The sequence below is a fragment of the bacterium genome, from assembly GCA_021372615.1.
Classification (GTDB): domain Bacteria; phylum Armatimonadota; class Zipacnadia; order Zipacnadales; family UBA11051; genus JAJFUB01.
Genome location: JAJFUB010000055.1, coordinates 1 through 13,845, shown reverse-complemented (window position 1 = coordinate 13,845; position 13,845 = coordinate 1). Strand labels below are relative to the sequence as shown.

Here is a 13,845-nt window from a genome sequence, read left to right as displayed (position 1 = left end):
CTCTACATCCTCTTAAGCTCAGCTTCGCCTACCGCAAACGTCGCTTGACCGCCTCCGCGTGCGCATACAGCCCCTCGCCCTCGGCCAGCACCGCTACATCCGGCCCCAGGCTCTGCAGGCCACACTCGGTGGCATACACCAGCGACGACTTCTTCACGAAATCCTCGACCGACAGCGGCGACGAGAAGCGGGCCGTGCCGTTGGTGGGCAGCACGTGGCTCGGGCCGGCGGCGTAGTCCGCCAGCGGCACGCTGGTCATGTGCCCCAGGCAGATGCAGCCGGCGTTCTCCACGCGCTCGAGCAGCTCCAGCGGCTCGGCCACCGACAGTTCCAGGTGCTCCGGTGCGATGTCGTTGGCGATCTGCACGGCATGGTCCAGGTCCTGCACGATGGCAATGACCCCGTAGTCGCCCAGCGAGGCGCTGGTCAGCTCCATGCGGGGCAGGACCATCAGTTGCCGGTAGGCCTCGTCACGCACGGCCTCGGCCAGTGTCTGGTCGGGGGTCAGGAGGATGACCAGATTGTCGCCGGTGTGCTCGGCCTGGGAGAGCAGGTCGGCGGCCACCAGCACCGGGTCGGCCTCGCCGTCGGCGATGATGAGCGACTCGCTGGGGCCGGGAAGCGACTCGATCCCCACGACCCCGAAGACCTCGCGCTTGGCCAGAATCACGTACGGGTTGCCCGGGCCGACGACCTTGTCCACGCGCTCCACGGTGTCGGTGCCGTAGGCCAGGGCGGCGACGGCCTGCGCCCCGCCCATGCGATAGACCTCATCCACGCCGCACTCGGCGGCGGCGACGAGCATCGTCGGGTCCAGCGTGCCATCACGGCGCGGCGGGGTCGCCAGCACCAGGCGGGTTACGCCCGCGACGCGCGCCGGCACGGCGGTCATGGCGACCGTCGAGGGCAGCGGGGCCTTTGCCGCCGGCACATAGAGGCCGACCGCCGCCAGGGGGGTCACCTTCTGCCCGAGCCACATCCCGTCGAAGCTATCGAGCCACGACGTGGGCCGCAGGCGCTCATGGAAGGCGTAGATGTTCTCCTTGGCCCGCCGGAAGGCGCCGATCCACTCAGGGCTGACGTCGGCGTAGGCGGCCTCCAGTTCCTGATCGGGGACGCGCAGGTCGTCCAGCTCCAGGGTCGGGCAGTCAAAGCGTCGGCCGTACTCCAGCAGCGCGGCATCGCCCTCGGCGCGGACGCGGTCCACGATCTCGCGCACGGCCTGTTCGACCTCGGGCGAGACGTCCGCAAGCGAGCGCTGCCGCAGCGCGTCCAGCAACGCCGAGGACTGGCGGCGCACGTCAATGATCTGGACCTTGCCTTCGCTCATGGTTGCTCCGGGCTCTGCGGCTCTGGAGGGCCGCGCTCCTACGCCGGCGGCGCGAGATAGTCTACCTCGTAGGTATCGTTCACGAATGGCAGCTGCTGCAGGGCCAGCAGCAGCTCGGGCTTGGGGTCCACCTGCACGCCGCCGAGCTCCACCAGGCGCCGCTTGCCGTTGCCGATGAACAGCAGGGCCACGCGCTCGCTGCCGCTGTGCTGGGTCAGGACGTCCTGCAACTGCGGTAGGGAGTCGCCCTGCAGTTGCGGCACCCGGATCTCGACCTCCAGCCATGGGCCCGGCGGCGGCTCCTCGGGCACCGTGTCATCATCCTCGGCGGCGGCCACCTCGATGGCCGTCTGGCGCGCCCGCTCGGCGTCCTGGCGGCGCTTGGCCGAGGCGGGGCGCGCCTTCTCGATCGGGATGACCCGGTCGCACAGCAGCTTGGTATCCGCGGGCGTATCGCCGCCACCGTTGCCGCCGCGCCGGTCCACTGTACCGTCCACGATCACCAGCTCGTTGAGCTCCATCAGCTCGCTGAACTGCTGGTAGGCCCGCGGGAACATCGTGACCTCAACCGAGTTGCTCAGGTCGGCCAGTGTGAAGAAGAGCATCGTGTCGCCGCTGCGGGTGCGGTAGGGCTTCACGGCGCTGATCATCCCGCCGATGAGCAGCTTGGTCTTCTCCGGGAACTCATGCAGTTCGCCAATGGTCGCTGTCGAGCACTTGGCGAGCTTGTCGCGGTTGCGCAGGAGCGGATGGTCGGACAGGTACATGCCCAGCAGCTCGCGCTCCAGGGCCATCGACTCGTCCGACGGCATGGGCGGGACCTTCGGCAGCGCGTCGGCGGCGGCGATGGTCTCGTCGCTCTCCATGTCATCAAAGAGCGAGCCCTGCCCGCGCGCGGCGTCGGCCTGCTGCTTCTGGGCCGCGGCGTAGCAGGCGTCGAGGCCTTCGAGCAGGGCGTTGCGCTCGCCCAACTCCGACAGGGCGCCGGCCTGGATCAGCGTCTTGACCGAGGCCTTGTTCAGGTTCAGCGGCGCCATGCGGCGGCAGAAGTCGGCCAGGCTGGCGAAGGCGCCTTGGCCCTCGCGCTCGTCCACGATCTGCTGGGCCGCGCTGGGACCGAAGTTCTTGATGGCGCCCAGGCCGAAGATGACATCGCCGCCCTTGACGGCAAAAGCGGCGTCGCTGAGGTTCACATTGGGTGGCTGGACGTTGAGGCCCAGGCGCAGACACTCGGTCACATACTTGGCGACCTCTTCGGTCGCGTCCATGACGCTGGTGAGCTGCGCCGCCAGCAGTTCCGCCGGCCAGTTCGCCTTCAGGTACGCCGTCCAGTACGCGACCAGCCCGTACGCCGCGCTGTGCGACTTGTTGAACCCGTAGTTGCTGAACGTCTCCATGCGGTCCCAGATCTGCTGGACCGTGTCCTCAGGCACGCCGTTCTTCATGCAGCCCTCGAAGAACAGCGGCTTCATCTGCAGCATCTTCTGAGTTTGCTTCTTGGCCATGGCCCGCATGATGATCTCGGCCTGGGGCATGGAGAAGCCGGCCACGTCGGTCGCCACCCGCATGACTTGCTCTTGGTATAGGATGACGCCGTAGGTTTCCTCAAGAATCGGTTCCAGCAGCGAGTGCAGGTACTGGATGGGCTGGCCGTGGCGGCCGGCGCAGAACTCGGGCGCCGAGTCCATCGGCCCCGGGCGGTACAGCGCCACCAGGGCGATGCAGTGCTCGAACTTCGCCGGCTGCAACTGCCGCAGCAGGGCGCGCATGCCCTCGCTTTCCAGTTGGAACACTGCCAGCGTGTCGGCCTGGCTGAGCAGCTCGTAGGTCCTGGGGTCGTCGAGCGGTATCTGCAGCACGTCAATCTTGCGGCCGTAGTTGCGCTCGATGGCCTCGACGGCGTGCCGAATGATGGTCAGGGTCTTCAGGCCCAGGAAATCCATCTTGACCAGGCCGGCGTCCACGACCGGGTTCATGGAGTACTGGGTGATGACGACGCCCTTCTCCTGCTTGAGCGGCACCACGTCCGCCAGCGGCTGGTCGGAGATCACGACCGCGGCGGCGTGGACGGAGGAATGGCGCGAGATGCCCTCGAGCTGCGCGGCGTAGTCCACGACCTGCGCCAGCTCGGCATCCTCGTCGGTCAACTGCTTGACCTCGGGCGCCTCAGCCAGGGCCTTCTCCAGCGTCCAGCCCTTGCCGTCGGGGATGGACTTGGCCAGCCGGTTGATGCGGTCCTGATCAATGCCCAGCACGCGGCCGACATCGCGCACGGCGGCCTTGGCCCCGAGCGTGTTGAAGGTGCAGACCTGCGCCACCCGGTCGTGCCCGTACTTCTCCCGCACATAGTCCATGATCTCTTCACGGCGGTCGTCGGGGAAGTCCAGGTCAATGTCGGGTGGGCTGGCGCGCTCGGGATTGAGCATACGCTCGAAGATCAGTCCGTACTTGAGCGGGTCCACCTCGGTGATGCCCGTCAGGTACGAGACGACGCTGCCGGTGGCCGAGCCGCGCCCGGGGCCCACCAGCATCCCGCGCCGCTTGGCCTCGGCGATGAAGTCACTGACGATCAGGAAGTAACCCGAATACTGACACTGCTCGATGACATCCAGCTCGTAGTCCAGGCGCTGCTGGACATCGGGGCGGTCCGGCCCGTACAGGCGCCCAATGTTGCCCTCGCACACCTGGCGCAGGTAGCTGGCCAGCGTGTGGCCCTCGGGGACCTCAAAGCGCGGCAAGCGGAGGTTGCCCAGCTCCAGGCTCACGTCGCACCGCTGCACGATCTCGGCCACGTTGCTGATCGCCTCGGGCGCCTCGGGGAAGAGCGCCAGCATCTCCTCTTCGGACTTCAGGTAGAACTCGTCGGCGCCGAAGCGGAGCCGCTTCTCGTCCTGGAGCAGCGAGCCGGTCTGCATGCACAGCAGCACATCGTGCAGCCGCGCATCTTCCCTGGCCACGTAGTGGGCGTCGTTGGTGGCGACGACCTTCGCGCCGGTCTGGCGGGCAAGCTCCAGCTTGCCGGCGATGACCACGTCCTGCCCCTCCAGGCCGTGTTGCATCAGTTCCAGGTAGACATTGTCGGGGCTGTAGATCTCGCGGAGTTGGTCCAGGTGCTGCCGGGCGGCGGGGAGGTCATCGGCCATGAGGCGGTTGGCGACGAGCCCCGCCTGGCAGGCAGTGAGGCAGATGAGACCCTCATGGTGCTGGCTCAGCAGCTCCAGGTCGGTGCGCGGCTTGTAGTAGAAGCCCTCCAGGTGCGCCGCCGACACGAGCCGCAGGAGGTTGCGGTAGCCGATCTCATTCTGCGCCAGTAGCAACAGGTGGAAGTTGTTGGCCTGGCCCATCCCCGGCTCGCGGTCGCGGCGCGAACCCGGGGTGAAGTACACCTCGCAGCCGAGGAGCGGCTTGATGCCGGCGTCGTGACAGGCCTTGTAGAAGTCAATGGCCCCGTACATGACACCATGGTCCGTCATGGCGACGGCAGGCTGCTCCAACTCCGCCGCGCGCTTGACGAGAGGCTTGATGCGACAGGCGCCGTCGAGGAGACTGTACTCGGTGTGGACGTGCAGATGGGAGAAGCCGGTCTGGTTCATCGTGGGCTGCTGGTGAGGCAGGGATCAGGTGAAAGGGTACAGGGCGCGCCGGAGGCCGGCGCGCCCGTGGATCATCGCGTTGGTGTCGCCGTCGCCGGCTGGGTCGTCGCGGCTGGCGCGGCCGAGGTGGCGGCCGGCTGGGTCGCGGCTGGCTGCTGGCCCGTCGCGGCCGGCGCCGGGGCCGTCGTGGCTGCCGTCGCCGGCTGGGTCGCCGGCGCGGCGCCCTCAGCAGGGGCGGCCGTGCCCGTCGCCGGAGTCGTTGTCTCGGTCTTCGTGGCAGCCGGCTGCGCCACGACGATCTGACTCAGTAGACTGTCCAGTTGCGACAGCTCGGCGGCGACGACCGTCCAGGCCTCGCGGTTCAGCGCCGTCTCGGCGCCCAGCGCCTCGACCTGCGCCTGCGCCAGCACCTTCAGCGCCGCGTTCTCCAGAGACTTGCCGATGACGTCGTTGAGCGCCTTGAGGGCCGCCTCCGGGTCGCCCTTCCTGAGGGTCTTCAGAGCGCCCTCGAGGTCGCTGGTCACGGGAGGCACCAGCTCGGCGGGGCGGCCGTGGTTGGCGGCATCATAGGCCGCCACCAGCTCCAGCGTGCCCTCGGAGAAGTCCTTGGAGGCCACGGCCATGCTCGCCTTGATCGAGTACATGGCGCGGTCGGCGTGCTGGGCGATCTGCGCGGCGGGCAGTTCGGCGGCGATGCTCTGCAGCACCCGTCGCAGGCGCGCCAGGACCGCGGCGCATGTCGGCGCGTCCTTGGCCTGGGCGGCGAGCTTCTGGGCGTCGGTCAGCGTGGCGCGGGCGACGGCGAGGTCGCGCACGACCGGCGGGTCGCCAGCCTGCTGCGCCTCCCGGCTCTGCTGCTGCTCGACCTGCGCCGCCAACTCCTCCATGCTCTTGCCGGTGCGTTCGAGCGCCTCGCGCAGTTGGGCGTTCTCAGTCTCAGCCTGGGCCGCCGCACTGGGCGGCTCGTTGGATCGCTGGCAGCCGTTCAGCACCGCGAACAGGCCGCCGACCAGCAGCGCACCGCACAGGAGCATGAGAGCCGGATATCTGTTCACAAGCATCCCTCAGTTTCGCATGATGAGGCGAGTTCCCGCCACCGCACGACCGCTGCGGGACAACTCCGTGGAGAAGCAGCCAACGGGGCGACAGCCGCTGGGAGCACCGACCGTCGGGCCGGCCCCACGTGACGCTGCCGAACATCCTGACCGCCGCATTATACGCCAAGACAATCGGCTCTTGCAACGGCAGCAGACCACGGGCGCCAGGGCGGGGTGTCGGCGTCAGACTGCGCAGCAGTCTGGGCCGACGGGGACCCCGCCCGGGGTAAGCGCCGGCGGAGCGGAGAAGGTGTCGGCGCCTTGGGGGGCGAAACACCCCCCCGCTTCACTCCTCGTTGGGCGCAAGACGTTCATCCGAGACAACCGGCGGCGTACCCGGGCGGCTCTGCATGGCAGGGACTGCGCCTGCGGCGTCGTGTTCACGCTATGGCTCTCACCGACCTGCAACTTGTGCAGTCCATTGCCGCCGGGGACCAGGGCGCCTTCGCGCTCCTGGACGAGCGGTACCGCGCCCGCCTGACGGGCTTCCTGCAGGGCCGGCAGCAGCTCACCCGCGACGAGGCCGAGGACGTCGTGCAAGACGTCTTCGCCACGCTGGTGGACCGCGACTGCGCTGCCCTGCGCAGCTTCGAGGGCCGGTCCAGCTTCTACACCTACCTGTGCGCCATCGCCCTGCGGCGGCTCTATCGCCTGCGCCGCAAGCACCTGCCCGCTGTGGACCCCACCGACCAGCCCGCCCACGAGCCGTCCGAAGACACCCGCGAGGCCGAGATCACGGCCGCGCAAGTGCGGCAGGCCATGGCCGCGTTGCCCGAGCAGTTCCGGGCCGCGCTGATGCTGCACCATTTCGGTGGGCTCGAGTACCACGAGATATCGGACCTGCTGGGCATTCCGGCCAACACCGTGGCCACGCGCATCTGCCGCGCCAAGCGTCGCCTGAAGGAGCTGCTGATAGCGTAGGGGCGCGATTCATCGCGCCGGCGGAAGCAACGGAAGCGTCACCGGGCGCGATGAATCGCGCCCCTACTGCCGGACTGACGCGCGGCAGGGCGGAAGAATCCACCCGCCGGGGGCCCCTAACGTATCAGTAGGTCTATGAGGACACCGATGAAGTGCCCGTCTGAAGTGGAACTGAACGAGTACGCCGAGGACCGGCTGCCAACCGCTCGCCGCTGGCAGGTGGAGGCCCACCTGCGCGACTGCGCGGGCTGCCGCACGGATCTGGAGGGTCTGTCGTGGGTGACGGCGGCGCTGGGAGCGCTGGAGGCGGAGGAGACCGACGAGGCGAGCCATCCGCCGCTGGAGGACCTCGCGGCGCTGCGGGAGGGCCGCCTGCCCGCCCTGCGCCGCGCCGAGGTGCTGACCCACATCGGCACCTGCCCCGAGTGCGCCGAGATCTACGGCCACCTCCCCCGCGAGCAGCGCGCTGCGTCCCTGGTGCGCCACTGGCAGCCCCTGGCCGCGGCGGCCAGCCTGCTGCTGGTTGTGGGGCTGGTCTTCTTCCTGGCCCGTGGGCAGTTCGCCCCGGGCGTCATCCCCAAGGTCCCCGTGGCGCAGCAAGCCGAGATGAGCCGCCCGGCCGCCCCGCTCTCACCGGCGGCTGGCGGCAGCGCGGCCCCGGGCAAGGCCGCCACCACGCCCAAGGAGCCCCCGCACGCCACGCCAGGGCCCCGGATCGGCCGGCACGCCGTTGAGCAGCCCCATCAGGCCGGAACTCCGGAGCGCGGCAGGAGAGGCGAGGGAACCCGGCCCCGACCCGGCCCGGTCAAGGGCCGCGGCGAGGCGGTCGTGGCGGAGACGCCGCCGCTACCGGCTCCCGTGCCCGCCCCTCTGCTCGAGGCTGTCACCGAGAGCATGAGGGCGTCCGCCCCGACCATGAAGACGATGACGGCGGATGCCTCCGCCGGCTACAGCGGCCCAACGCGAGGCGCGACGTCCCGCGCCGAGGGAAAGGGCCGTACCAGCCCGGGCGGCGTTGTGGCAGCGAAGGATGTCACCGATAGGGTGCAAGTCGCCGCGGTCAACCGGCTCCTGCCGTCGGTCGGCGCCATGGACCGTGCCAGGCCGACACCCCTTGCGCCCGTTGCGGCCACACCGGCGCCGGTCGCTGCGGCACCCACGATGTCCGCTCTGCCGGGGATGCCCGGCGCGCCTGCCGGATCGGCAGGCGCCGCCACCGCCGCCACGCCGCGAGCGAGGACAACCGCTGGCGCGGGCATGCCTCCGACCACCTCGGCAACCGTGGCCTCCCCGTCGGCGACAGCCGCGGTGTCGCTACTCATGAACCGCGTGCCGCCCAGCGACAAGTGGCTGCAGGACCTGCGGAACGATCCGGTGCGCAAGGCGCAGGTGAAGGCACTGTTGCGGGAGATGCTGCGGCAGGAGAAGGACGGGGGACGGCGGGAGATCATGCGGCGGGCGTTGCTGGCGCTGGAGCCGCCGGCGAGTCTCTAGGGACCGCGTAGGCGGGTTCGTCCTCGAACCCGCACTGGCGGACGGGTTCGTCTCCGAGCCCGCAACTGTGGGTTCGAGGACGAACCCACCTACGCACAGTAACGAAACAGGGAGCCCCAGATGGGGCTCCCTGTCAGTTCTCCATGCGAGAGAGCGCCTGGCGCGCTACTCCTCGTCTTCGTCGTTGTCGTCGTCGAGAGCCGGCGGACGCGTGGCCGCGGCGATGGGCACCGGGGACTCGGCGTCGGCGTAGGGGTTCTCGACTTCGCGGCCGAGGATGTCCTTGACCGTCAGCCCGCGGGCGGCGGCGACTTCCTGCGGGTCGCGCAGCAGCGTCAGGGCCTTGAAGCAGGCCTTGGCGCGGTTGAAGACGTTGCCGCTGCCCAGCGACTTGGTGAGGATGTCGCGGATGCCGCTGACTTCGATGATCTGGCGGGTGGCGCCGCCGGCGATGATGCCCGTGCCGCGCGAGGCGGGCTTGAGCAGGATGACCGCGCCGCCGACCTTGGCGGTGACCTCATGGGTCACGGTGTACCCATCCATCGGCACCCGGATCATGGTCTTCTTCGCGCGGGCCACAGCCTTGGCGATGGCCTCGGGCGCGTTGCGCGCCTTGCCCACGCCGAGACCCACATGGCCGCGGCCGTCACCGACGACGGCTATGACACGGGAGGAGGAGATGCGGCCACCCTTGACCGTCTTGCGGGTGCGGTCAATCCGCACCACGCGCTCCTGCAACTCCGACTCTTCCTGCTGGACTACTGGTTGGCGCCTCATGCCCTGCCTACTCCTGAAAAGTACTGGCCTCCCACAAGCGCGGGAGGCAGGGACACACACGATAGCACATCCAGGCGGAAAGTGTCAACGCCGGATTGACTTCGGTGTGGTACGGCGTCGTCGCCGAGGCTATGCGGCCCGTCTGCGGGACGCTCAGGGAGCGGCCGATGGCCGCTCCCTGAAGCGACACAGCACAGTCCAGACAGGCCCACAACGCCCGGGGCGTCAGCGACGACGGTTCACGGATACACCCAGGTCGGGCCGACCGGGCGGTCCACCGTCGCGTCACTGTCCGGCATGTTCGTAAGGTTGCGGTAGCGCAACTGGCTGAACCTGTTGGTCTTCACGTGGCCGTCGGCGTACAGGAAGTTGGCCAGGGCGTTGTGGCGCTGGCCGTAGTTGTCGTTGCCGGCAAACGCTTGTGCGACATCGCGCCCAAAGGCATTGGTGCCGTCAGCCCAGCGGTTCGAGCTGTCCCACACCATGCACAACTCCGCAGGCCGCACCGTGGCGCCCATGGCGCCCCCGGCACCGGGGACGTTCGTGGACGAGGGTGTCGTGCTGTTGATGGCGGCAGCGTAGTTGTAGCAGTAAGAGACCTTGTAGAAGCGGCTGTCGCCGCTCGGGACCGTGGTCGTCCCGACATTGTAGTTGTTGTTCCCGTCGCTCGAGCAGACAAAGAGCTGGTTGTTCTTGACATACGGCATGACCACGTTGGAGAGCCAGCCCCGCCAGCCACAGACGTTCACGGCCACATAGGGGTCGTCAGTGCCGTTGCCGGCATAGGGGTACTTCTCGTCATAGTCCTGCATGTACTGGGCGATGGCCAGACCCACCTGCTTGAGGTTGCTCTGGCAGCTCGCCTGGCGCGCCTTCTCGCGCGCCTTGGCGAAGACCGGGAAGAGAATCGCGGCGAGGATCGCGATGATCGCGATGACCACCAACAGCTCGATGAGCGTAAAGCCGTGTCGTCGGGACATATCCGTGTTCCTCCTCTGATGGTTCAGGGACACCGTATGTAACGCCGCTACGCGCATAGAATACACCGACGACGGGTGGCGGTCAACGGTTCCGTGCTGGTCCTGATGGCAGACGGTGTCGTCTGGCAGGCGCCCAGGGCGTGAGCCTGTATTGCCGGCAGAACGGCGCTCGCGGGTCAGGGCGGGGTGTCGGCGAAGCCGACAGGGACCCCGCCTGAAGCGTGGCTAGGGTGGCTTCCCGCGGCGGGGTCCCCGTCGGCCCAGACTGCTGCGCAGTCTGGCGCCGACACCCCGCCCTGGCTGGTGCCGGTAGCCCACCGGCAAACGTAGGTCACACCCGGCGTCCAAGCGTTTGACTTGCCCCCGCCTTGCTGATAGAATCCCTTCTGCCGCCGGACTCGGCGGCACTGCCATTTCCGGACGATGAATGATGAGCATCCACGATCCGCGGCTGCAGGACACGACCTCCCAGATGCGTCACACCTGGTTCCTCTGGGGCCTCATGCCGCTGGCAGCGGCCGTCGTTCTGACGCTCCTGGCGGTCTCCCTGGCCAATGCCGACGTGCACATGACGCCGATGACGATGGAGCGGCGCTTCCAGGTGCTGCTGGCCATTGGCGCCGGGCTGTTCCTCATCGGCTTCAGCCTCGACAGCCACTGGACCGGGGCGCAGAAGCTGGCCAAGCGCCTGACGCTGGCCGCCGGCATCCAGCCCGATGAGAAGGGGCGCTTCCCGAGGCTGACAGCCCGCCAGCAGCAGCAACTGGCCCTCCAGAGCGACATTGTGTTCAAGAGCGTCCTGTCCTCGGTGCAGGCGCTGACGATCATCGGCGGGGCCATCGCCGTCGTGGCCATCCTGGCGGCGGCCGCACACCTGGGCCTGTCATACGCGGTCATGCTGCTCGTGCTGGCCGCCTCCTACCAACTCTTTGTCTTCTCGCGCCACTCATACTATAGGGAAGTCATGATCGCCGCGGCCGAGGGGAAGCTGGTCGTGGAGCAAGAGGAAGACGAGAAAGGATAGGGCAGAGGGTCGAGGGTCAAGGGTGAAGGGTCACGGCACGGCGACGTCGTTACCCTTGACCCTCGACCCTTGATCCTTGCCCCTCACCATGCGCTACCAACGTCCCATCGGCACCCAGGACGTCACTCCGGAGATCGCTCCCGAGTGGCGTTTTGTCGAGGAGAGCTTCCGTCAACTCGCCGGCCGCTACGGCTACGGCGAGCTGCGCACCCCTGTCTTCGAGGACACCGACCTGTTCCTGCGGTCGGTCGGCCAGGAGACGGACATCGCCTCGAAGGAGATGTACACCTTCGACGACCGCGGCAAGCGCAGCATCACTCTGCGGGCCGAGGGCACGGCCCCGGCGGTGCGGGCATATCTCGAGAATCACCTCGACCGCACCGACAAGCAGCGGCTGGTCAAGCTGTTCTACGTCGTCCCCATCTTCCGCTACGACCGCCCGCAGGCCGGGCGCTACCGCCAGCACCACCAGCTTGGCATCGAGGCCATCGGCTCGTCCGACCCGGCCGTGGATGCCGAGGTCATCTCGCTCGCGTGGAACTTCTACGCCCAGATGGGTCTCACCGGAATCAAGCTGCTCCTCAACTCAGTGGGCTGCCCGTCCTGCGCCCCGGCGTACGTGGAGAAGCTCAAGCAGACGCTGGCCCCCAGCCTCCCCGAGCTGTGCGAGAGCTGCCAGCGACGCTATGTCGAGAACCCGCTGCGGATGCTCGACTGCAAAGTGGACCACGACCGCATGGCTGCGGCGCCCAAGCTCGTCGAGGAGCTGTGCGACGAGTGTGCGGGGCACCTGCAGCAGGTGCTGGCCGTGCTGGGCGCTCTCGGCATACCCTACGAGATTGACCACACCATCGTCCGCGGGCTGGACTACTACACCAAGACCGCCTTCGAGTTCCAGATCGAGGGCATCGGGGCGCAGTCGGCCCTGGGCGGCGGCGGGCGCTATGACGGGCTCGTGGAGAAGTGCGGCGGCCCGCCCACGCCCGGCGTGGGTCTGGGCATGGGCCTGGAGCGCGTGCTGCTGGCCCGCCAGCAGCTCGGCCAGACGCTCGCGGGGACCGCGGGCTTTCCAGCCCGCGCAGGGGTCTTCCTCGTCGCCCTGGGCGACGCCGTCTGGACCGAGGCACTCACGCTGCTGCAGGAGCTGCGGCTCGCGGGTCTGAAGACTGAAGTGGACTACCGCCGCCGCTCGATGAAGGCGCAGTTGCGCTTCGCCGATAGCGAGCTGTTCGCGCAGGCGATCATCCTGGGCGAGGATGAGCTAGCGCAGGGCATCGTGGGGCTCAAGGACCTGGCGACGGGCGAGCAGGTGGAGGTCCCGCGCGGGGAGCTGTTGGAGCGACTGAAGTAGGATGATCTGCCCCAAGTGCCACCAACCGGTGCAGGTGACGGCGGGCGACTGCTGCCCCCTGTGTGGCTTCCGTCTGCGTCCGTACAGGCAGCGCCTGCAGACGATCTACACACTCGGCTTTGCGTTCTTCGCCAGCACCCTGATCTACAGCATCCTGGTCTACTTCCTGGACACGCGCGGCGTGGTGCGACCACTGGCGCTGCCGCCGGTGGTGCCATACGTGGCCCTGGTCGTGGCCGTGCTGAACCTCGGGCTGGCCCGGCGCGTCGGCCCGCCCCTGGAGCAACTGAAGACGATGGCGCAGTTGCAGCAGGTGTTCCTGGTGCGGATGGCGCTGGTGGAGGCCGCGGCGGTGCTCGGAGTGGTGATCTACGTCCTGACCGCCTCGTTGCCCTGGTTCGTCACGTTCCTGGCGATCAGTTGGGTCGGCTTGCTGGTGGTGGGGTCGCAGATGCCGCACCTGGGGCAGCGGCTGGCAGAGCTGGCGGTGGAGGAGACCAGCAGTCGGGGAGACCAGTAGGGCAGGCGGCCCGCCTGCCCAATGCGCCGCAGCGCGGGCGAGCCGCCCGCGCTACTGACATGTTGGAGTCGGACTATGGAACAACAGATGTTCATGAAGCGCACCCTTCGCTGCGGCGAGGTGCGGGAAGACCATATCGGGCAGGAGGTCGTGCTCAACGGCTGGGTGCACCGCCGGCGCGACCATGGCGGCCTGATCTTCATTGACCTGCGCGACCGCGCCGGGCTCGTCCAGATCGTCTTCGACCCCGACGAGAGCGCGGAGGCGCTCGCCGCCGCCCACGGGCTGCGCGCCGAGTTCGTCATTGCGGTGCGCGGCGAGATCCGCCGCCGCCCCGAGGGCACCGAGAACCCCGAGATCGCCACCGGCGCCGTCGAGATGCGCGTGCGGAAGCTGGAGCTGCTCAACGAGGCCAAGACCCCGCCGTTCTCCATCGCCGACCGCACCGAGACCGATGAGCTGCTGCGGATGAAGTACCGGTACATCGACCTGCGGAGCGAGCGCATGCAGCGCAATCTTGAGATCCGGCACAGGGCGTACCAGGTGACGCGGCAGTTCCTGACCGAAGAGGGCTTTTGGGAAGTCGAGACGCCGCTTTTCAAGCCAACGCCGGAGGGCGCACGGGATTACCTGGTGCCAAGCCGCGTGAGCCCCGGCAACTTCTACGCGCTGCCGCAGTCGCCGCAGATCCTGAAGCAACTCTTGATGGTCGGCGGGATCGACCGCTATTTCCAGATCGCCAAGTGCTTGCGCGACGA

Annotated in this window: 10 protein-coding genes and 1 pseudogene; 6 read left to right on the top strand and 5 right to left on the bottom strand. The window is 68.5% G+C overall.

The genetic code is table 11. The features are described 5' to 3' along the window. Positions 1 to 28: 28 nt before the first annotated feature. The 3 genes from hisD to LLH23_08420 all read right to left on the bottom strand — a co-directional run bounded on the left by hisD (position 29) and on the right by LLH23_08420 (position 5,984). Positions 29 to 1,330 (bottom strand): histidinol dehydrogenase, encoded by a 1,302-nt coding sequence (gene hisD / locus LLH23_08430; GenBank protein MCE5238504.1) that lies wholly within the window; start codon positions 1,328 to 1,330, stop codon positions 29 to 31. Positions 1,331 to 1,368: 38 nt separating this feature from the next. Further along, on the bottom strand, positions 1,369 to 4,923 hold the full coding sequence (locus tag LLH23_08425; GenBank protein MCE5238503.1) for a DNA polymerase III subunit alpha: 3,555 nt from the start codon (positions 4,921 to 4,923) through the stop codon (positions 1,369 to 1,371). A 71-nt stretch (positions 4,924 to 4,994) separates the two neighbouring features. Continuing rightward, positions 4,995 to 5,984: a hypothetical protein gene (locus LLH23_08420; GenBank protein ID MCE5238502.1), complete on the bottom strand. Its 990-nt coding sequence runs from the start codon at positions 5,982 to 5,984 to the stop codon at positions 4,995 to 4,997. Positions 5,985 to 6,407: 423 nt separating this feature from the next. Here LLH23_08420 and LLH23_08415 point away from each other — a divergent pair, with 423 nt between their 5' ends. Next, the gene (locus LLH23_08415) at positions 6,408 to 6,941 is read left to right on the top strand and encodes a sigma-70 family RNA polymerase sigma factor (GenBank protein ID MCE5238501.1); all 534 of its coding nucleotides are present in this window, start codon (positions 6,408 to 6,410) and stop codon (positions 6,939 to 6,941) included. 147 nt (positions 6,942 to 7,088) lie between these two features. Then, the gene (locus LLH23_08410; protein ID MCE5238500.1) at positions 7,089 to 8,435 is read left to right on the top strand and encodes a zf-HC2 domain-containing protein; all 1,347 of its coding nucleotides are present in this window, start codon (positions 7,089 to 7,091) and stop codon (positions 8,433 to 8,435) included. Positions 8,436 to 8,708: 273 nt separating this feature from the next. Here LLH23_08410 and rpsE read toward each other — a convergent pair. Both rpsE and LLH23_08400 read right to left on the bottom strand, forming a co-directional pair. Further along, positions 8,709 to 9,212, bottom strand: a pseudogene (gene rpsE / locus LLH23_08405) (30S ribosomal protein S5). Between the two features lie 239 nt (positions 9,213 to 9,451). Next, positions 9,452 to 10,192 (bottom strand): DUF1559 domain-containing protein, encoded by a 741-nt coding sequence (locus LLH23_08400; GenBank protein ID MCE5238499.1) that lies wholly within the window; start codon positions 10,190 to 10,192, stop codon positions 9,452 to 9,454. A 430-nt stretch (positions 10,193 to 10,622) separates the two neighbouring features. On the opposite strand from LLH23_08400, the gene LLH23_08395 reads away from it, so the two are divergent. The 4 genes from LLH23_08395 to LLH23_08380 form a co-directional block, all read left to right on the top strand. Next, positions 10,623 to 11,216: a hypothetical protein gene (locus tag LLH23_08395; protein ID MCE5238498.1), complete on the top strand. Its 594-nt coding sequence runs from the start codon at positions 10,623 to 10,625 to the stop codon at positions 11,214 to 11,216. Positions 11,217 to 11,304: 88 nt separating this feature from the next. Continuing rightward, the gene (hisS, locus tag LLH23_08390) at positions 11,305 to 12,567 is read left to right on the top strand and encodes a histidine--tRNA ligase (protein ID MCE5238497.1); all 1,263 of its coding nucleotides are present in this window, start codon (positions 11,305 to 11,307) and stop codon (positions 12,565 to 12,567) included. 1 nt (position 12,568) lies between these two features. Beyond that, on the top strand, positions 12,569 to 13,087 hold the full coding sequence (locus LLH23_08385) for a hypothetical protein (GenBank protein MCE5238496.1): 519 nt from the start codon (positions 12,569 to 12,571) through the stop codon (positions 13,085 to 13,087). A gap of 75 nt (positions 13,088 to 13,162) precedes the next feature. Next, positions 13,163 to 13,845 (top strand): aspartate--tRNA ligase (locus LLH23_08380; protein MCE5238495.1); only part of this gene is annotated, 683 nt, incomplete at its 3' end.